We start from the raw sequence: 19,970 nt of genomic DNA on the forward strand, positions 1-19,970 counted from the left end.
ACGCATGCATTTCTCGCCGTGTTACGCGCCATAAGCCTGATTAAGGGACTGCTGGCGCTTTAAACTTCCCATCAGCGCGCTTAATTGCGCCAGTTTCGGCGAGATATTGTCACGAATCTCGGCGTCGTCAGCCAGTATCCGCTTCAATAACCGGTGTTTGTGAGCCAGTTGCGAAGCATCGAGTGCGTCAACCGCGACCAGCCTCTCCTCAATCGACTTGATGTAAGCGACATGCGCCCTGAATTGCAATTCCACTGCGATCAGCTCGTCCCAGTTGGCCGCTCGTGCCAATGCGACCATATGCTCGGTCACTGCCGCAATCTGCTCGTAGCAGTGTATTACCTCACTCTGATATCCCATCTCACCCTCTGGATTGCGCAGGCAGCGACTGCCCACCCTGTTGTTGGGTTTTACCTTCGATTTCGCGCCACGCCGAACCTATATTGTCGAGCAGACGCTCGGCTTCATCCAGTTTGGTCGGATCGTTATGCAGATTGGCATTCAGCAGGCATTGAATAACGTAGTCGTATAGTTGCGCAAGGTTTGCCACCAACTCGCCCCCTGGCCCCGGATCTTCCGAAGCATCGAGACTAGCCTTCAGACCGCTCCCGACAATATTGATCGCTTTCGAAATGGCGTTGCCCTTACCCTCGATATCGCTGTTCGCCATGTGGTAGCGCGCCATAGTGATCGCCGCTTTGGCGCCATCGAATAACAGCGTGATCAACTGATGCGGCGATGCGCTCATGACTGCAGTTTCGATACCGATCCTGGCGTAAGCGTTACTGGCCTTGTTGCCGGCGGGTGTTCTGGAGTGTGACATGTACATGAGAATGGACCCTATTAGGCTGTCGTGGTCGCCGGTGCGAATTGCTGCGTCAAATAAGTGCTGGTCGAATTTAACTTATTGATAAGCACGTCCAGATTGGTAAACTGTTTTTGATAGTTTGCCATGGTGGTGTTGATCTGATTCTGCATGACCGTGTATTGCTTGCCAAGTGCCGTATAGGAATCGTTTGCGCTGGACGTAGCATCAGTCAACAACCCCGACGTACTGGAAAAACCTGTGATCAGCGCTGACATTTGGGAACCGAAACCGGTGGTGCCGCTGGCGCTGGAAAATAAACTTGCGACACCGCTGAGGTTGGTGCTGAGTGCGCTCGCCAGCTTGGTCGAATTCACGGCGAGGGTGCCGTCGGCCTGAAACGTCACACCAAGCTGAGCCAGCGTTGTCAGCGACCCGCTCCCCCCATTTTGCGGGATGTTAAAAGCGCTAGTGATCTGGCTCTCGATATTGCTTAAGGTTGAGCTGCCGATGAGTGATCCGGCGGCGGCCCCTGTGGTGCTGTTATACGCGGTCAAACTCGCCTCGGTACTGTGTAGCGAGTTATACGCCGTTACAAAATTGTTGATCGCAGTGGTTACCCCGGAGGTATCCGTTTGCACTGCGACGCTGGTACTGCCGGTTCCGGCTAACGTCATCGTGACACCTTGCATAGCCTGCGCAACGGTATTGGTAGTGCTGGTGACGGCGATACCATTGACTGTCAGCTGGGCATTTTGGGCCGCCGAGGTCTGCTGCAGATTCTGCGTACTACTGGTATCGTTCGACAATAGATTCGACAAGGCGGTATCTCCAGTCACCGAAATCTGCATACTGGAGGTCTGGCCTGTGGCCAGTGCAGTTAGCACCAGACGGTTCGGGCTGCTGCTGCCGTCGCTGATAATCGATGCCGATACGCCAAGCGCTTTATTGGCGTTAATTGCCGAGCTAATGCCGGCCAATGTATTGTTGGAACTGTTAATCGTCAGCGAAGCTGCTACCTGAGTCGTGTCTGCGGTAAAAGTCGCGCCGCTATAGGTGCCTGTCGCGGCGTTGAGCGTACCACCCGAAGTGGTGCCGAACTGGATGGTCACCGTGCCATTGCCGATTGCCGTAGTGGTGCTGGCCACACCGGTTGTTGCCACCGTCTGGGCCTGCGCCATTTGCGTTACATTGACCGAATATGTTCCACTCACCGCGGTTGAGTCGGCAGTCGCTGTCAGCACACCGGTCAACGACGACGTCGCCGAAACATTGGTGTAAAGACTCGGTTTTCCTAGCGCAGCAGCAGCCGTCTGCACCCCGCTCAACGCACCGCTCAACAAGCCGTATGACGTTAAGGTGGCGGTGTAACTGGCTTGCTGGTTGTTAATGTTGGTTAACCCAACGCTCTCGGCGTTCTGCAAACTGGTCATCAAACCATTCAGATCAAGTCCGGAGCCTACCCCAATTGTAGAAACAACCGCCGCATCAGAAGGCGTGGTAATCGGCGAAAGCGTAGAAGACATATGAGATCCTGGAATGAACTTTTTCGATAGGGCGCGGGCCGGACAACTAACACGCAACGTGTCCGGCTGTTTGCATCAAACCGCTATCGACTCACGCCTGAAACAATCTCCAAGCGTGACTGGATAGCGCAGGCAGAGAAAAAACCCCCTGCCTGAAACACCTTAAAACGATTATTGCAACAGTGACATCACGCCTTGCGCAGTGCTGTTAGCTTGCTTCAAGACGGCAGTACCTGCTTGTTGCTCGATCTGTGCGGTAGTCATCGCCGACACTTCAACTGCATAATCTGCATCCTGAATGTGCGAACGTGACGAAGACAGATTGGTAGTCATCGACTGAGCAGTTGAAATCGCTGACTGAAGACGGTTTTGGACCGCACCAAGGGAGCTGTTCAAAGCCGAAACGATCGCCAGCGCTGCATCGATCTTTGCCAGCGGGTTAGCTGTGGAGGTCGTGCCGCTAGTTGTGCTCAGCGTGAATTTGCCTGCGTTAGCGGAGTCGTCATACACCGTGTTGGCCGAACCGTCGGTCACCGTACCATTTGCTTGCACGTAGAGCGATTGGGCAGTATTGGTTGTCAGTGCACCGTTGTTGTCGATATTCACCTGCGCGCCGCCAGTTGTCGCTGTGACGGCGCCCGTGCCAGCACCCGAACCCGCTGCTATGCTGTAACCCGTTCCACCCAAGGTTGCAGCGATTGCAGTGCCAGCCTTATTGTCTGTCTGGACTTTCGTCGCCAAGGCAGCGTTTGAAATGCTCAGGTTAGTCGCTGCTGCGGTAGCAGTACCTACGGTGTAGGTGTAAGTCGCAGGTGCAGCACCGCTTCCAACCGTGATAGTACCGCCAGTACCGGCGGACGCTTTACCCATGCTGCCCAGCAAGTCACCGCCCGCGACGTCGGTAGCAAGGGTAGCACTGGCAACGGCGCCATTGACGTTGGCTTGTGCTAAAGTGCCGCCGCTTGTTTCAGTCAGGTTACCGGTACCGTCCAGATATAGCGCTTTGCCATCACTTGAATTCGTCAGGTTGCCGTTACTGTCAATATTGGCGTTAGTGGTCGTGCCGCCAATTTTGATGGTGACGTTGGTTGACCCGCCTGCGGCTGGCTTCAGGTCGCTGGTAACGTTCGCGGCTGTACGCGCAGTATCGCCGTAGGTATAACCAGTTCCGGTAGAGGTATAAACGTTGCCATCGGTTACTGTATCGCCACTTACTGCTTTACCAACAACAGTAGCCAGCGATGCATTGTCAGCGGATGTGTAAGTTCTGGCGTAGGCAGTCGTACCGTTGACGGTCGAGCCTTTGACGTAGCCACCCGAAGTCAGGTCGCTGGCGGTAGCAGCAACGTTGGCTGTACCCGTACCGTTCACGTTAAAGCCAGTCAGACCGAGGGTCGAAGAATTGATTTGCTGTAAAGCAATAGCGATGGTCTGACCATCGTTCGCACCAACCTGAATGTTGGCAGTAGTAGCGCTAGCGCCCAGAACACTGTTACCGTTGAAGCTGGTTTGTTGCGAAGTGCGGTTGATCTCAGCCAGACTTTGGCTGATTGCAGTCTGAATGGACTGCAAGTCACTGGCGGAATTGGTGCCATTCGCGGCTTGCACGGCCAGGTCACGGATATTTTGCAGGTTCGCAGTAACCTGTGTCAACGCGCCTTCTGTCGTTTGGGTCAACGAAATGCCATCGTTGGCATTGCTTTGTGCTTGGGTCAGGCCATTGATCTGTGATGTGAAGCGCGTCGCAATTGCGAAACCCGCAGCATTGTCAGCTGCGCTGTTGATTTTCATACCGGAAGACAGATCCTGGATCGCGCCGGACAATGCGTTTTGCGATTTGTTCAGGTTATTCTGTGTGATTAACGACAGTACGTTGGTGTTAATGGTCATTGCCATGGTACGACTCCTGTATTCGAAATGTGGATTCTGGCAAAATTGCCCTAACGCTGGATCCGTTCCTTAAGAAGGATAAGCACACCACCGTTATTCAGGTTATCGGCAGCGACAGGGAAAACATTTAGGGTTAGCAAAAAGAAAGTTTTATCCATCTGTCCGTCAACCCGGGACATTCAGCGCCTTGCAGCACATCCCATGGCCAGAAAATCGAGGAATCCATTGTGCGCCGACGCACATCATTACCGGTATTCGTCGACGCAACTCATATTAGAGCGTGGAGCGAACTATCAGACCGACATATTCATCACATCCTGATAGGCGCTCACCAGCTTATTACGGACCTGCAAACCCATCTGAAAGTCGATGTTGGCTTTTTGCAAATCCACCATAACGTCATTTAGCGCCACCCCCGGCTTGCCTAGCTCAAATGATTCAGCCTGACCGTACGCATGCTGTTGGGAGTCACTGATGCGATCCAGCGATTTCCGCAGCTCGTCGGAAAATCCGCCCGCCGCGACGCCCTCTGCAGGCCCGGCCAATGAACTTGCGGAAAGCGCCGTCGTTTGCAGCTGTTGTAGTACCGATTGAATAGCCGATATCGTCATGTCGTTGACCTGCGGAGAACCGCATTAGGGGTGGACCAAAGATATTAAGCGTATCAGCTATCAATTTAAACATAGGCCTCAAATGGTGCCAAAAATCATAGCTATTCAACAGATCGAAAGAGGGACAAGCGATTCACAATCTGAATCATCGCCACGGTCTGCTCACGCACCCCTCTCCTCCCATTCGAAAGAACCCTTGCTGTATGTCACACAAGCAGAAGCGAAACGCTAATAATCGTTGTGACCGGCGCTCACCTGGATTGCAAGCATGAATGCAGTTGTAAAGGGCGGCAACCCGGCCAACCTGCAAAAGAAGTCATTGCTGGATCAAGTGCGCGCCAATCCGCGTCTGCCAGCGATCATCGGCGGCGCCATTGCGATGGCGGCCATCGCCGTATTTTGGCTATGGAGCCGCGCTCCTGACTACCGAGTCTTGTTCAGCAAACTGGACGACCGCGACGGCGGCGCCATCATCGCCCAGTTGCAGCAGATGAACATTCCCTACAAGTTGGCCGAAGGCGGCGGCGCCATCATGGTGGTTGCCGATCAGGTGCATGAAGCACGTCTCCGACTAGCATCGCAAGGCCTGCCCAAAGGCGGCGCAGTCGGCTTTGAGTTGATGGACAACGAAAAATTCGGCGTCAGTGCATTTGCTGAGCAGGTCAATTACCAACGTTCGTTAGAAGGCGAACTGGCACGTTCGATTGAATCGATCGGCGCGGTCGAAACGGCCCGGGTCCACCTGGCGCTGCCCAAGCCGTCTTTGTTTGTACGCGAACAGCAACAGCCAAGCGCCTCAGTAGTGCTGACCTTGCGTCACGGCCGTTCGCTCGACGAATCGCAAGTCAGCGCGGTGGCTTACCTGATTTCCAGCAGCGTCCCTGAACTCAACGTCAAGAACGTCACTCTGGTGGATCAAGGCGGCAATCTGCTGTCGGCACCGAACACCGGCAACCGTGGCCTGGACGCCAGCCAATTGAAATATGCACAAGACATCGAGCAAACCTACATCCACCGGATCGAGGCCATCCTGCAGCCCATTGTCGGTGCCAGAAATGTACGTGCGCAGGTGGCAGCAGACGTCGATTTCTCGACTGTCGAAAATACCGACGAAAAATACCATCCGAATCAGGACGGTGGCAGCGGCGCTATGCGCAGTCAGCAATCGAGCGACTCTAACCAATCAAGTGCCAACACGCCCGGCGGCGTACCTGGCGCATTGTCCAATCAGCCCCCGCCGAGTCCGGTGGCACCGATCACCAACCCCGCAGCCAAGCCGGGAGCGCCCAACACCGGGGCCAAACCGCTTGCCACCGGTCCAGCCAGCGGCGCCACGAGCGGCGCTGGCAATCCAGGTAATACGCGGCGCGATGTCACCACCAACTACGAGCTTGATCGCAGTATCAGCCATACGCAACAGTCAGCCGGCGGCATCAAACGGCTTTCGGTCGCGGTGGTCGTCAATTACCGCGACGTTGCCAATAGTAAAGGCGACGTTGTAGCCCAGGCACTTTCGACAACCGAGCTGGAACAGGTCAGAAACCTGGTTAAAGAAGCCATGGGCTATAACGACAAGCGCGGTGATTCGCTCAATGTCGTCAACAGTCAATTTGCCGCCGTCAGCGACAACAGCGCACCGCCGCAACCCTGGTGGCGTCAGTCGGAAAACATCGCTCTGGCCAAGGACGTCGGCCAATATCTGATGTTCGGCATCTTCGCGTTATGGATCTGGTTTGGCCTGGTGCGCCCATTGCTGCGCAAGCATTTACAAGATATTCCTGTAGCGGACCCGCAATTCCCGCTGATATCCGCCAGCGGATCAGACCCTGACCCGCACCTGAAAATTGCACTCAGTGGCGAAGCACAGGAACGGCGCGTCGCATTGCACGAGTCCAATCTGCAATACGCCAAAGACATAGCCGAAAAAGATCCAAGGCTGGTTGCCATGGTCATCAAGAACTGGATGGGCAACGATGAATGAACAAGGTCTGCAAAAAAGCGCGATTCTGCTCATGTCTCTGGGTGAAGACGGCGCTGCCGCCGTGCTCCAGCACATGACCCAGCGCGAGGTTCAGCAATTGGGAACCGCAATGTCCGCCCTGCGCAAGATAACGCACGAACAGATCTCCACGGCACTTTCAGAGTTTCATAAAGAAACGGAGCAGTTCTCGGCCCTCAACCTCGATTCCAACAGCTATATCCGCGCCGTGCTAAATAAAGCTCTCGGCAATGACCGCGCCGCCAGCCTGATCGAAGACATTCTCGATTCCGGTGACAAGACCCATGGGATCGATACGCTGAACTGGCTGGAAGCCACCGAGGTGGCTGAATTGATCCGCGATGAACACCCGCAAATCATTGCTACCATGCTGGTTCATCTGGAACGCAGCAAAGCTTCTGAAGTCCTCGAACTGTTCACCGAACGTTTACGCCACGATGTTTTGCTACGGATCGCCACCTTTGGCGGCGTGCAACCGGCCGCATTGAATGAACTCACCGACGTGCTCACCAACCTGTTGTCCGGACAGGGCGTCAAGCGCAGCCGTCTGGGCGGGGTCAGGGCCGCTGCCGAAATCATCAATCTGATGACCAGCACCCAAGAAGAAAGCATCATCAAGCACATGCGCGACTACGACGGCGATTTGGCTCAACGTATCATCGACGAAATGTTCTTGTTCGAGAACCTGCTGGAGCTTGAGGATCGTGGCATCCAGTCGCTGCTCAAGGAAGTCGAATCGGAATCGCTCATTACAGCGCTCAAGGGTGCGCCCGAGGAACTCCGGGAAAAATTCTTCCGCAACATGTCACAACGTGCCGCCGAAATGCTACGCGAGGATCTCGAAGTGCGCGGTCCGGTGCGGGTATCGCAGGTCGAGGCCGAACAAAAAGCCATCTTGCAAATCGTGCGCCGCCTGGCCGATGCAGGCGAACTCGTGATCGGCGGACAAGGCAGCGATGCTTATGTATAAGGATAAGCGTGCGATGTCAGTGCAATGTGCTCTTCCCCCGCAGGCGAGAGCAGAGAATCGGTCGTCGTTTGGTCGATCAGGAAGCGGGATGAGTGATGTTTAACAAGCCCCTGTTTAACAAGCCCCTGTTTAACAAGCCCCTGCTTAACAAGCCATTGCTTGATAATCCATTGTTTGATAGTCCAATTTATTCTGGGCAAGAAGCTGACGAGAGCGCGGCCGCCACTTATACAGCAGGGCCTCGACCTGCCTCTCCCAAGCAGCCGATGAGTGCATGGCAACGCTGGGAAATGGGGTCCTTCGAGGCACCATACGAAGAACTTGCGACAACACCCGACGCCGAAGTGTTACTTGCGAAGCTGACGCCTCCCCTGCTGATCGACGAAGCTGAGCTCAGCCGCCTGCGCGAGGAAGCCCAACAGGCCGGAGCCAGCGCAGGCCATGCAGAGGGCTACAGCGCCGGGCAAGAACAAGGCTATGCCGCCGGGCAGGCGGTTGCCGCACAAGAAGCGGCCGCCTTGCGAAAACTGTCTTTGGCGCTGCCTGAGGCCTTGCGCCAGGCCGACCATGAGGTTGCCGATGCATTGCTGGCGCTGGCGCTCGACATTGCACGTCAGCTGGTTGGACAGGCACTGACGGTAGAGCCAGAACTGATCCTGGTTACCGTACGCGAACTGTTGCTAACAGAGCCGGCATTAAGCGGCACACCGCGCCTGTTATTGCATCCGGATGATATGGCGCTGGTGCAGCAATACCTGAACGATGATTTGCAAACAGCAGGCTGGTTGCTGCGCGCAGATCCGACACTTACGCGCGGCGATTGCCGGGTCCATGCCAGCAGTGGCGAGCTGGATGCCACGCTGGCTACCCGCTGGCAACGCGTAACAGCGGCACTTGGCCTCAATCATGACTAACACGCTGCCATCCGATACCAGCGCTGCCGTGAATCCCCATCTGCAGGCATGGCGCAGCGCCCTGGTTAAAGCCAGTCATGATGTCGGTCGCAGCATTCCTATCCGAACCTACGGGCGGCTCACCCGTGCGGTTGGCCTGGTACTGGAAGCGGTCGGGCTGCGGCTCCCGGTTGGCAGCGATTGTCTGATTGAACTTCCCGCAGGTTATGCGCAACGGACCACCGAGGCCGAAGTGGTCGGCTTCGCCGGCGACCGGGTGTTTCTGATGCCACAACGCGAAGTGGCAGGGTTGCTGCCCGGCGCCCGCGTGTATCCGCTCGAAAGTCCGGTCTCCCGCAATCACAGCAGTAACACCGAACCTGGCACCAAACGGCTACCGGTCGGCTACGGCATGCTGGGACGCGTAGTCGATGCTGCTGGTCGCCCGCTTGACGGCCTCGGCCCGCTGAATAGCGCCGCTGAAGTACCGCTGTCGGCGGCGCCGATCAATCCGCTCACGCGCGCACCGATCGACTCCGTACTCGATGTCGGCGTGCGTGCCATCAACGCCCTGCTGACAGTCGGCCGCGGTCAGCGCATGGGTCTGTTTGCCGGTTCCGGGGTCGGTAAAAGCGTCCTGCTCGGCATGATGGCGAGATATACCAGCGCGGACGTAATTGTGGTCGGCCTGATTGGAGAACGCGGTCGCGAAGTCAAGGAATTCATCGAAAACACGCTCGGACCTGAAGGTCTGGCGCGTGCGGTAGTCGTCGCCGCTCCCGCCGACACCTCGCCGCTGCTGCGCTTGCAAGGTGCGGCCTATGCCACCTGTCTGGCCGAATATTTCCGCGATCAGGGTAAAAACGTCTTGCTTATCATGGATTCGCTGACCCGCTACGCCATGGCACAACGCGAAATCGCGCTGGCTGTGGGCGAGCCGCCTGCCACCAAGGGCTATCCGCCATCGGTATTTGCCAAATTGCCAGCGCTGGTGGAGCGTGCCGGCAACGGTGCGCGCGATGCCGACGGCAACGGTGGTTCCATTACGGCTTTTTATACCGTGTTGACCGAAGGCGACGATCAACAGGACCCGATCGCTGACGCAGCCCGGGCGATTCTGGACGGCCATATAGTGCTGTCGCGCGGCTTGGCCGAAGCCGGTCACTATCCGGCGATCGACATTGAAGCCTCGATCAGCCGCGCCATGACCTCACTGATTACGCCGCCGCAATTCGACGCGGTGCGCCGTTTCAAGCAGATGCTGTCGCGCTATCAGCGCAATCGCGACCTCATCAGTGTCGGGGCCTATGCCGCCGGGCACGATCTACAGCTGGATCAGGCGATCGCCCTGTACCCGAAGATTGAAGCATTTTTACAACAAGAGATGCATGAGCGCGCCGACTATGCGGGCGCGACCACGCAATTACACGCACTGTTGAGCAAGGACTGACGCCATGCAACACACCTTACCGCTTGCCATGTTGATCGAACTGACACAAACCAAAACGGACGATTCCACCCGTCGGCTGGGTCAGTTGCAAAGCGCGCAAACCAGTGCGCAGGAAAAGTTGAACATGCTGATGGAGTACCGTCAGGAATATTGCGTACGCATGCAAGCACAAATGCAAGACGGCATTCCTGCCACGCAGTGGCAGAATTTTCAGCACTTCATCACTACGCTGGACGGCGCAATTGAACAACAACGCAGCGTCGTCGCCCAAGCCCTTACCAGGCTGGCACAAGGCCGCGCCGACTGGCAGCATCAAAAACGCCGCCTGAATTCATTCGGGACGTTGGCCGAGCGCGTGCGTCAGCAGCAAGCGGTGGTGCTGAACCGGCGTGAGCAACGCGACAGCGACGAACATGCCGCCAGACAATTCCGATTGCGTGCCACCACAGTGACAGACTAAAACTACTCGAGGATTGCCATGCCTTTAATGCTCACACCGGCCGCCATCAGTCAGCCCGGCCCGCAGGTTTCGACAACCACTTCGACGTCCGATCAGAACGCCAATGATGTTCGCAGTTTCGGCGACGCCTATCAGCACTCGCTGGCGAATGGCGCTGTGAAGGCGCCTGTCGCAAAAGCCACCGCGCCGCCACTCGATAAAACATCCGTCCGGACAACGTTGCGGCACCAGGCCGACAGCATTGACGACAACCCGCAAAACGCAACCGCAGCTTTATTATTAGCGATGCTGCCGGCGACTCCGACCGCAGATTACTCTGCGATCAACGCCGCTACCGACCCGGCACCAGTCAGCAGCCAGGCTACGACGGCGGAGATGCAACTCAATCAGGCAATCGCCGCAGCAAGCGGGCAGCAAAGCCAGTTTTACTCCCCTGGGACCGCTGGAAAAATATCTCCCAACAATGCCAACTTTGCCAGCGACACCACTGCGGACAAGGGCGGCGCAAACATCGCTGCCACCTCAACCACAATGCCAACGATCGACACCGTCACGCCAATCGCAGCGGAGCCGACCTCGGCTGCCAACACCCAAAAACAAGGCCAGCAAGCCTTTCCGGAAGGCGACGCCGCCCCACTCGCTGCGGTAAGTGCCAACGCCCCCCCTGTTGTAACTGCGCCGGACACGAATTCAACCCAGCAGCATGCGCAACACGAGCACACCAGGCAAGACACCCGTATCAATCAACTGGCGGACCTAACCGCTTCCGCGACCACCCCTCCGAGCGGTGCCACGCAAACAATCGCCATCGCTGCCAGCGATGCAAGCGACCAGCGAACCGCACCTCAGGCAAACCAAATCAGCCCCGGCGCGCTGCTGGCACTTAGTCCGACGCCACCCGCACCGGCCATCAGCAGCCAGCAGATCACAACGCCAGCTCCTGTCAGTCTGGCGCTCACGCCGCAGGTCGGCAGTAGCGAATGGGCCGGCGCCCTAAGCCAACAAGTAATTTTCATGGGGAATGCCAATCATCAGGTCGCTGAATTGCACCTGAACCCGCCAGATCTTGGACCGCTCAAGGTGACCATCACCATGAACGACAATCAGGCGCAGGCGATTTTTGTTTCCGGTCATGAGTCGGTACGTGCTGCAGTGGAGGCGGCGTTGCCACAATTACGCACAAATTTGGCCGACAATAACATCAACCTCAGCCATACTTCGGTCAGCGCGGATACCCCACAGCAACAAAGCACATTCACACAGAATCAGGACGGGCAGCCAGCTCAGCGTAACGGCCAGCGCTTTAATAGCAAAGCAGCGGCGAGCAGCACACCACTGACGAGTACAGCATCGGTAAGCACCAGTCAGGGCGTCATCGATACTTTCGCCTAGCGCAAGGAGCCTTGATCCGAAAAAATTCGGGATGATGAAAAAACTCGTGCATCCCGCAACCAGGACGGTTGTACTAAGCCCTGCGTTGCAAATGCCTGAGTTGCGTCGGATTATCCCCTTTTATCGAGGGATGGCACAGCACGCTTTTCGCCGAAAATGCAGACTGGAATTTTATGCGGGAATGCAATGGCAACAACTAGCACCGATACGACGGTATCACCCAAAAAAAGCAAGCTCGGCCTGATCCTGGTCGTGTTGGCGGTGCTTGCTGTGCTCGGCGGCGGCGCTGCTGCCTATTATTACCTGATGCCAAACCAACACCATACCGAAGTCGTGGTTGCAACGGCGGAAGCGCCTATTTTTATAGCTCTGGAGCCGTTCACCGTCAATCTGCAATCGGAAGATCACGACCGCTACTTGCACATTGGCATTACGCTCAAGCTTGCCGATATTCTATCGCAGGAGCAAACCACCGTATATTTGCCGGAAGCACGCAGCCGTATCCTGTTGCTGTTATCGAATCGCAAAGCCGAAACGCTGATTACTGCCGATGAAAAAATCCAGTTGGCAGCTGAAATCCGCACCGTGTTAAACAAGCCGCTCAGCACTACCAAACCGTCACAGCGCATTACAGATGTGCTGTTTACCACCTTTGTGGTGCAGTAGAACCATCAATGAGATCCATCAATGGCTTATGAACAGCTACTGTCTCAAGACGAAGTAGATGCGCTTTTGCAAGGTGTCACCGGCGAGCCCGAAGGCAGTCCTGCGCCACCGGCTCCCGAGGATAGTTTGCCCACCTTTAATCTGGGCACGCAGGCGCGCATGGTCCGCGGGCGCATGCAAACGCTGGAAATCATCAACGAACGTTTTTCCCGGCATTTACGTAGCGCGCTATTCGATTTCATGCGCCGCAGCGTCGACATTTCGGTCGGTGCTGTCTGTATCCAGAAGTACAGCGAGTTCACGCGCCATCTGCCCGTTCCCGCCAACATAAATCTGTTGCACATGAAACCGCTGCGCGGAACGGCTCTGTTCGTGTTCGATCCGAATCTGGTTTTTCTGGTGGTGGACAACCTGTTCGGCGGCGATGGTCGGTTTCCCATGCGCGTCGAAGGCCGCGGCTTCACGCTCACCGAGCAGCGCATCATCACGCGCTTGCTGAACCTGGCACTGGAAAGCTATGGTCGTGCGTGGCAACCGCTGTATCCACTGGAATTCGAATATCTCCGCTCAGAAATGCATGCCAAGGTTGCCAACATCGCCACGCCCAACGAAGTGGTGGTGAATACCACCTTTCATATCGAGCTCGGCTCCGCCGGTGGGGCGCTACACATCTGCATGCCCTATTCGATGCTAGAACCGATCCGCGATCTGCTGACCAATCCGCTCCAAAATGAGGTCGAAGTCGACAAGCGCTGGGTCAAGCAACTGTCGCGCCAGGTTCAGAGTGTCGACGTCAAACTGACAGCCGATTTCCAGACCGTATCATCGACCATCGGACAGTTGTTAAAATTAAAAGTCGGTGACGTCTTGCCGCTCGACATGCCGGAATCTATCGTCGCCAGTGTCGACGGGGTACCGGTCATGGAGTGTGGCTACGGCACATCCAATGGTCACTATGCATTACGAGTACAGAAAATGATCAATCACCGGGACAGCGATTTAAAAGGAAGCAACAATGAGTGACGACAACATGCAAGACGCGCTGGCCGATGACTGGGCCGCAGCGCTGGCTGCACAGACGGAAGCGTCCCAGCCAGCCGCAGCCGCCGTCTTCCCTCCCAAAGGTACGGACAGCAGTGCCAATGTGTTCAAACCGCTTAGCGGCGACGGTGCAACCGTGGCAAAAACCGATATCGACATGATTCTCGATATCCCGGTGCAGCTGACAGCCGAATTGGGACATACCCGTATCACCATCAAAAGCTTGCTGCAACTGGCTCAGGGTTCGGTCGTCGAGCTCGACGGCCTGGCGGGGGAGCCGATGGACGTGCTGATCAATGGCTATCTGATCGCTCAGGGAGAAGTCGTGGTGGTCAACGATAAATTCGGTATTCGCCTGACCGATATCATTACCCCTTCCGAACGCATTCACAAACTGAATCGATGAAACAGCAGCGCATACTTTTACTACTGCCGGGTCTGGTGATGCCATTGCTGGCATTGGCCGCCCTGCCAGCTGGCGCTACCATGCCGTCCACGCAGCAGATTGCGGCCGAGACCGTCCCCACTTGGGGTGCTGGCAGTTTCCTGCAGGCCGGCTTCGGTCTGGTAATGGTGCTGGGATTGATTTTTCTATGCGCCTGGGTGGCACGCCGCCTTGGGCTGCAGCGTCATAACAGCGGGCGTCTGGTGAAGGTCGTCGCCAGCACCATGGTCGGCCAGCGCGAACGCGTGGTTGTCGTGGAAGTCGGTGGCTCCTGGCTAGTCCTCGGCGTGACGCCGGGCCAGATCCGTTCGTTGCACACGATGCCGGCGGGAGAGCTGCCATCAAACGAAACAACCTCCGCCACCGGTCTCGCCGGCGCAACCACCCTTTCCGCCAATGCATTCTCGCAAAAGCTACGCGACTCTATCACCAATTTTCGGCGCTCCTGAACCTTGAAACATCCTCTGCCCCTTGTGCCGCCACAGGCACGCCTACGGTCGTATTGCTGTCGGCTTGGCGCTGTGCTGGTCTTCATTTTCCCCTTGCTATTACCGGCGCTCGCTTCGGCCCAGGGCATCCCAGGCATTACCACAAGCCCCGCCGCTGGCGGCGGCCAGACCTGGTCGCTCAGCGTCCAGACCATGCTGTTACTGACTTCACTGTCGTTTCTGCCGGCGGTCTTGCTGACCATGACAGGGTTCACCCGCATCGTCATTGTGCTCAGCCTGCTTCGCAATGCGATTGGTGCCCAGACCTCCCCGCCGAATCATATTCTGGTCGGGCTGGCATTGTTTCTGACTTTTTTTGTCATGTCGCCGGTGTTCGATAAAGCGTATAACGATGCTTACAAGCCATTTTCGGAAAACAAGATCAGTAGCGAGCAAGCGCTCGATCGCGGCATCCAGCCGTTCAAGCAATTCATGCTGAAACAAACTCGGGAAAACGATCTGGCCCTGTTTGCCAAGCTGGCGCACACGCCGCCGATGCAGGGTCCGGAGGAGGTGCCGTTGCGGATCCTGGTTCCCGCGTTCATGATCAGCGAACTGAAAACCGCGTTTCAGATTGGCTTCACTATCTTTATCCCGTTTCTGGTGGTCGATCTGGTGGTGGCCAGCGTCCTGATGTCGTTGGGGATGATGATGGTGCCGCCGGCGAATATTTCCCTGCCGTTCAAATTAATGCTGTTCGTACTGGTCGACGGCTGGCACCTGATCGTCGGGGCGCTGGCACAAAGTTTCTATACGTAGCGGCGCTGACATGGTCACCCTTGCGCTTTAATTCATATTTTTATAGGTTGCCTGAAACGGTCCAGCGCCGTTCCAGGGCTCGGAACATACATCCATGACTCCTGAATCGGTAATGTCCCTTGGCTACCATGCCATGAAAGTCGCGGTGTTGCTGGCTGCGCCGTTGCTGTTGGTAGCCCTGGTCACGGGCCTCGTCATCAGCCTGTTTCAGGCGGCCACCCAGATCAACGAAATGACGCTCTCGTTTATTCCCAAACTGCTGGCGGTACTGGCAACGATGGTAATTGCCGGCCCTTGGATGCTGAGCGTGATTCTCGACTACATGCGTGACCTGTTCAGCAGCATCCCGCAGCTGGTTGGCTGATCTTGCATTCTCCGATGAGCGCTTACTTTTGTACGAACAGCAGCATGAGCACACACTTTCCTCCGTTCGCTAACTGATGCAGCCGGTCCTGTCCGTCACGTCGGCCCAGCTCAGCGCCTGGCTGGTCGCGTTTTTGTGGCCGTTCGTACGAATTCTCGCACTGGTCGGCACCGCCCCTGTCTTCAGTGAAACGCCGGTCCCTCGCGAAGCCAAAGTTGGCCTCGCCGTCCTCCTGACGCTGGTCATTGCACCCACCGTTACAGCGCTTCCAGCCACCCCGTTAATGTCGGCGGGCGGCGTCTGGATCATCATCCAGCAATTCATTATTGGCGCCGCAATGGGTCTGGTGATGCAAATGGTATTCGCCGCCGTTGAGGCGGCAGGCGACTATATCGGACTGCAAATGGGTTTGTCCTTCGCATCGTTCTTCGACGTCATGAGCGGCGGCAGCACCGCGGTCCTGTCGACTTTGCTGAAATCGCTGGCGATGCTGGTTTTCCTGGCAGTCGACGGTCATTTGATGATGGTCCAGACCTTGGCTACCAGCTTTCAGACCTTACCGATTTCCGTATCCCCGCTGGCGGCGGGCGGCTGGTATCTGCTGGTGTTGGCCGGTGGCGAGGTATTTACCGCCGGCCTGATGCTGGCGCTGCCGCTGGTTACGGCCATCCTGACATTGAATCTGGCACTGGGCATTCTCAACCGTGCGTCCCCGCAATTCAGCGTGTTTGCCATCGGCTTTCCGCTAACGCTGCTCAGCGGCGTCATTGCGCTGCAGTTATTGATGCCCCATATGGCGCCCTTCATGGAGCAGCAATTCTCCGCGAGTCTGACGACCATGTTGCATCTGACGCAGGCCCTGCGAAAGTGACCATTCACTGAGCAGTCATCGATTTCAGTAAATAGGTTATTGAGCGTAACTAATCAGCGTTTATTCCGACGCAACTCCAAAAATGTAATAAACCGCTGCAAGCTCGCTTCCTTGGCTTTCGGTAAGGTCAAAAAGCGGCAACCGAAGTGGTAGATAGGATCGGTGGAAGTTTTGGCGTTTTGGAAAATGATGATTTTAAGGTCTGATTCCATTGTCCCGAGATCACGATAGTCAAACGTAGCCCCGGTTAGCGTTGTGCCGATTGTCAGTTCGTCCCCATCCGGATCGACATCGGCGGAACGCAGTCGGACGCCGGTGAGCGACAGATCGACCAGGTTGAACCTTACTCGCCGCTGATTTGGTAGTGTGGCGGTGCAGACGTAGGGATCAGCGATCGGCATTTCAACCCGAAAGTTTTCACGCCGCTGTATGCGGTACAGACTTTCAGGCAACTGCGATTTAAACGCCGGCAAGCCATCATGCAGATCCGGCGCTGCCCGGCCGCATACAAACTTAATATGCACACCTGCTTGCATGCCTGAAAACAGATTCTCTTCCGACTGTTGAAAGCGAAGGTTCTCTGCATTGCCGGCACCATAATCGTACAAAAACGATCCGCTGGCTTCATCCACGTCCAGAATCCGTGTGACGATGCGCTCCCCATTTCTGCCAAAGGAGACGTTCAGAACATTCCTGTGGCGCGCCAGCTGGCGCAGCAGGCTAATGATTTCCTTGGGATGCGTTTTCCGAAAATCGGCAAGCGCGGCCAGCGCGGCCGTCAGGCTTGGCGACTCACGTGGCTCTACGCCTGTTTCAGGTACTGTTGGGATTAAATCAGGTGCCATCATTTTACTTTCCTATAGCTGCATACACCATGCCGCAGCAATAGGATGTGGCTAAAGTGTGAAAACCGTTGCAATATTTTTAGATTTTTATCTGTTGGGACAGTCTTGTAGTCCGTATTTTCCGACTTTTTTGGCATAATCTAGCAATTATTACAATAATAGCAAAAAGATACCGAATTTTAGCATTCTGGCGTTGCAAAACAATCGCACAGATCACTTAAGAGACGCATTAAAAAGTCGCCCAGTCACCGTCATCATTAACGGCAACATTCGGTACGCGTTTCAACGGTTTCACGTTCATTGCCACCGATTGCCTGACGACGCGTGGCGCGGTAGCGATACGGGCGGGCAACGCAACCATTGACGACCGGTGAACTGCCGTCTTTAACGAGGCGCCGCCGGACGTTGACGTATCGTCGATACTGAACACGCTGACCACTTGCACAAGGTTAGCGGCCTGGTCTTGCAGAGATGCGGCAGCGGCAGCAGCCTCCTCTACCAACGCAGCGTTCTGTTGCGTGACCTGATCCATTTGTATGATCGCCTGGTTAACCTGTCCAATCCCGGCAGTTTGTTCCTCGCTAGCGGCGGCAATCTCACTCATGATATCGGTCACGCGTTTGACGCTATCGACGATTTCGCCCATCGTGATGCCAGCCTGGTCGACCAGTTTCACCCCGATGTGAACTTTTTCCACAGAGGCGTCGATCAAAGTTTTAATCTCTTTCGCTGCCGCAGCGGAGCGATGCGCCAGGCTACGCACCTCGCTGGCGACGACCGCAAAACCGCGCCCCTGCTCGCCCGCGCGCGCTGCTTCGACCGCCGCATTTAGCGCCAGGATATTGGTCTGAAACGCGATACTGTCAATAACGCCAATGATGTCGACGATCTTCTTGGCAGACGTATTAATCGCTCCCATTGTTTCAACCACTTGCGCCACGACGCCACCACCCTTGACCGCAACACCGGACGCCGACACCGCTAGCCGACTGGCTTGTCGGGCATTATCGGCATTCTGTTTTACCGTGCTGGTCAATTGCTCCATCGATGCTGCGGTTTCTTCCAGCGAACTGGCCTGTTGCTCGGTACGCGACGATAAATCCTGATTACCTGATGCGATCTGGCTTGATGCTGCAGCGATAGTATCCGTGCCGACGCGGACGTCGCCAACAACGCTTAACAAGCTGTCGTTCATGTCCTTCAATGCCTGCATCAACTGCCCGGTTTCATCCGTGGTTTTCACTTCGATACGACTGCTCAGATCGCCGGATGCCACGGTTTGCGCAACCTTGATTGCCTCACTCAGCGGGCGTGTAATGGAACGTGAAATCAGGAATGCACACACTACGCCCAATGCAACCAGCAACCCACCTAACAACACCATAAGATTGAAGCTGTGGTTATATAACTGCGCGACGTCACGCCCGGTCTGGTCGATACTTTGCCTTTGAAAAGCAAGAAATTTATCAAGCTGGGCTTTGTATTTTTTCGAATTCGGTAAAAATAGTTCGTTATAAACCCGAGATGACTCCTCGCTGTTGCCGGCTTGTTTTGCTTTCATCGCCAATACTTTAGCGTTCTGGTATTTTTCGCGAAGAATCTTGATCGACTTAAATATTTCTTTTTCTGCGTCTGAAGTCAATAAAGGCTCCAACGCTTTCTGGAGTTCGCTCCCCTGTTTTACGCCTGTATCGATGTCTTCCGCAAACGTCGTTGCTAGCGATCCATCCGCACTTTTAACAATGAACGAGGTACGCACGATGGCGGAGGTAGTGAGAACATTCCAGTCTGAGACCAGCCTTTCTTTTACCAAAGGCTCTGCCGTCATTTGTTGCGTCGCCATCGCAACCTGATGCAGGTTTGATATTCCTATGACGGTCGAAACGACCGACAGGGCAAGAATAGTTGCGAACCCTATTCCCATTCGGGTACCGACCCTAAGATTAGTAATTTTCATTTTTTTGAACCACTCCCGGTTTCAAACAATTCCATGTCTTCGCTGCACATCAATCTTTCGATATCGATCAATATGAGCATACGGTTTTCTATCGCACCGAGGCCGGTCAGATATTCAGCAGACCACGTAGCGCCAAACTCCGGCGCTGGCTTAATCTGCGCTGCGCTGAGTGTCAGCACATCAGAAACACCATCCACCAAAATGCCGACCACGCGATCCCGAATGTTGAGGATGATGACAACGGTGTGTTGACCGTGTTGCGTGTTTTCCAGTCCAAACTTAATACGCAAATCGACAATCGGAACGATAATGCCGCGTAAATTAGTCACGCCCTTGATGAATGCCGGGGCATGTGCAATACGTGTTACCGCTTCATAGTCCCGTATTTCCTGCACGCGCAGAATGTCTATGCCGTACTCTTCAGTTCCGAGTGTAAAGACGAGGAATTTCTCGCCATCCCCTTCCCCATCATTTTCCAGCGTACTGATTTTATTTAGCGCAACAATAATATCTCTCCTGTATTCAAAGGTCATGTTCG

21 protein-coding genes are annotated in these 19,970 nt (G+C 55.6%); 13 read left to right on the forward strand and 8 right to left on the reverse strand.

The window, feature by feature from the left end; all coding sequences use genetic code 11:
• Positions 1-21: 21 nt before the first annotated feature.
• The 5 genes from JQN73_RS02375 to fliE form a co-directional block, all read right to left on the reverse strand.
• Positions 22-360: a flagellar protein FliT gene (locus tag JQN73_RS02375; protein ID WP_205321544.1), complete on the reverse strand. Its 339-nt coding sequence runs from the start codon at positions 358-360 to the stop codon at positions 22-24.
• 1 nt (position 361) lies between these two features.
• Entirely contained in the window at positions 362-829 is a 468-nt protein-coding gene (fliS, locus tag JQN73_RS02380) for a flagellar export chaperone FliS (protein WP_205321545.1), read from the reverse strand.
• Between the two features lie 14 nt (positions 830-843).
• A complete protein-coding gene (gene fliD / locus JQN73_RS02385) occupies positions 844-2,331 on the reverse strand; it encodes a flagellar filament capping protein FliD (RefSeq protein ID WP_205321546.1) in 1,488 nt (495 codons plus the stop codon).
• Between the two features lie 171 nt (positions 2,332-2,502).
• Positions 2,503-4,227 carry a flagellin gene (locus JQN73_RS02390; protein ID WP_205321547.1) on the reverse strand — a complete coding sequence of 575 codons (1,725 nt, stop codon included), beginning with the start codon at positions 4,225-4,227 and terminating at the stop codon, positions 2,503-2,505.
• 287 nt (positions 4,228-4,514) lie between these two features.
• A complete protein-coding gene (fliE, locus tag JQN73_RS02395; RefSeq protein ID WP_205321548.1) occupies positions 4,515-4,832 on the reverse strand; it encodes a flagellar hook-basal body complex protein FliE in 318 nt (105 codons plus the stop codon).
• A gap of 268 nt (positions 4,833-5,100) precedes the next feature.
• Between fliE and fliF the strand changes: the two genes are divergently transcribed.
• The 13 genes from fliF to fliR all read left to right on the forward strand — a co-directional run bounded on the left by fliF (position 5,101) and on the right by fliR (position 16,630).
• Positions 5,101-6,813, forward strand: coding sequence for a flagellar basal-body MS-ring/collar protein FliF (fliF, locus tag JQN73_RS02400; protein WP_205321549.1), 1,713 nt, complete (start codon positions 5,101-5,103; stop codon positions 6,811-6,813).
• On the forward strand, positions 6,806-7,801 hold the full coding sequence (gene fliG, locus JQN73_RS02405) for a flagellar motor switch protein FliG (RefSeq protein WP_205321551.1): 996 nt from the start codon (positions 6,806-6,808) through the stop codon (positions 7,799-7,801). Before fliF ends, fliG begins: the two co-directional genes overlap by 8 nt.
• A gap of 95 nt (positions 7,802-7,896) precedes the next feature.
• On the forward strand, positions 7,897-8,715 hold the full coding sequence (fliH, locus tag JQN73_RS02410; RefSeq protein ID WP_240162399.1) for a flagellar assembly protein FliH: 819 nt from the start codon (positions 7,897-7,899) through the stop codon (positions 8,713-8,715).
• On the forward strand, positions 8,708-10,144 hold the full coding sequence (gene fliI / locus JQN73_RS02415; RefSeq protein ID WP_205321552.1) for a flagellar protein export ATPase FliI: 1,437 nt from the start codon (positions 8,708-8,710) through the stop codon (positions 10,142-10,144). The genes fliH and fliI overlap by 8 nt, the downstream gene beginning before the upstream one ends.
• Positions 10,145-10,148: 4 nt before the next feature.
• The gene (gene fliJ / locus JQN73_RS02420; protein ID WP_205321553.1) at positions 10,149-10,604 is read left to right on the forward strand and encodes a flagellar export protein FliJ; all 456 of its coding nucleotides are present in this window, start codon (positions 10,149-10,151) and stop codon (positions 10,602-10,604) included.
• An 18-nt stretch (positions 10,605-10,622) separates the two neighbouring features.
• Entirely contained in the window at positions 10,623-11,996 is a 1,374-nt protein-coding gene (locus JQN73_RS02425; RefSeq protein WP_205321554.1) for a flagellar hook-length control protein FliK, read from the forward strand.
• A 186-nt stretch (positions 11,997-12,182) separates the two neighbouring features.
• The gene (gene fliL / locus JQN73_RS02430; RefSeq protein WP_205321555.1) at positions 12,183-12,662 is read left to right on the forward strand and encodes a flagellar basal body-associated protein FliL; all 480 of its coding nucleotides are present in this window, start codon (positions 12,183-12,185) and stop codon (positions 12,660-12,662) included.
• 21 nt (positions 12,663-12,683) lie between these two features.
• Complete coding sequence (gene fliM, locus JQN73_RS02435; protein ID WP_205321556.1) at positions 12,684-13,685, forward strand: flagellar motor switch protein FliM; 1,002 nt, start codon at positions 12,684-12,686, stop codon at positions 13,683-13,685.
• The gene (gene fliN / locus JQN73_RS02440) at positions 13,678-14,109 is read left to right on the forward strand and encodes a flagellar motor switch protein FliN (protein WP_205321557.1); all 432 of its coding nucleotides are present in this window, start codon (positions 13,678-13,680) and stop codon (positions 14,107-14,109) included. The genes fliM and fliN overlap by 8 nt, the downstream gene beginning before the upstream one ends.
• Entirely contained in the window at positions 14,106-14,597 is a 492-nt protein-coding gene (fliO, locus tag JQN73_RS02445; RefSeq protein ID WP_240162400.1) for a flagellar biosynthetic protein FliO, read from the forward strand. Before fliN ends, fliO begins: the two co-directional genes overlap by 4 nt.
• 93 nt (positions 14,598-14,690) lie before the next feature.
• The gene (gene fliP, locus JQN73_RS02450; RefSeq protein WP_370551344.1) at positions 14,691-15,395 is read left to right on the forward strand and encodes a flagellar type III secretion system pore protein FliP; all 705 of its coding nucleotides are present in this window, start codon (positions 14,691-14,693) and stop codon (positions 15,393-15,395) included.
• A gap of 94 nt (positions 15,396-15,489) precedes the next feature.
• Positions 15,490-15,759, forward strand: coding sequence for a flagellar biosynthesis protein FliQ (gene fliQ / locus JQN73_RS02455; protein ID WP_205321559.1), 270 nt, complete (start codon positions 15,490-15,492; stop codon positions 15,757-15,759).
• A 76-nt stretch (positions 15,760-15,835) separates the two neighbouring features.
• Positions 15,836-16,630, forward strand: a complete 795-nt coding sequence (fliR, locus tag JQN73_RS02460) for a flagellar biosynthetic protein FliR (RefSeq protein ID WP_205321560.1) — start codon at positions 15,836-15,838, stop codon at positions 16,628-16,630.
• A gap of 53 nt (positions 16,631-16,683) precedes the next feature.
• On the opposite strand, the gene JQN73_RS02465 is transcribed toward fliR, so the two are convergent.
• The 3 genes from JQN73_RS02465 to JQN73_RS02475 form a co-directional block, all read right to left on the reverse strand.
• The gene (locus tag JQN73_RS02465) at positions 16,684-17,478 is read right to left on the reverse strand and encodes a flagellar brake protein (protein ID WP_205321561.1); all 795 of its coding nucleotides are present in this window, start codon (positions 17,476-17,478) and stop codon (positions 16,684-16,686) included.
• A 226-nt stretch (positions 17,479-17,704) separates the two neighbouring features.
• Positions 17,705-19,432 carry a methyl-accepting chemotaxis protein gene (locus tag JQN73_RS02470; RefSeq protein WP_205321562.1) on the reverse strand — a complete coding sequence of 576 codons (1,728 nt, stop codon included), beginning with the start codon at positions 19,430-19,432 and terminating at the stop codon, positions 17,705-17,707.
• Complete coding sequence (locus tag JQN73_RS02475; protein WP_205323135.1) at positions 19,429-19,965, reverse strand: chemotaxis protein CheW; 537 nt, start codon at positions 19,963-19,965, stop codon at positions 19,429-19,431. Before JQN73_RS02475 ends, JQN73_RS02470 begins: the two co-directional genes overlap by 4 nt.
• Between the last annotated feature and the right edge of the window lie 5 nt (positions 19,966-19,970).

It is taken from the genome of Glaciimonas sp. PAMC28666, from assembly GCF_016917355.1.
Classification (GTDB): domain Bacteria; phylum Pseudomonadota; class Gammaproteobacteria; order Burkholderiales; family Burkholderiaceae_D; genus Glaciimonas.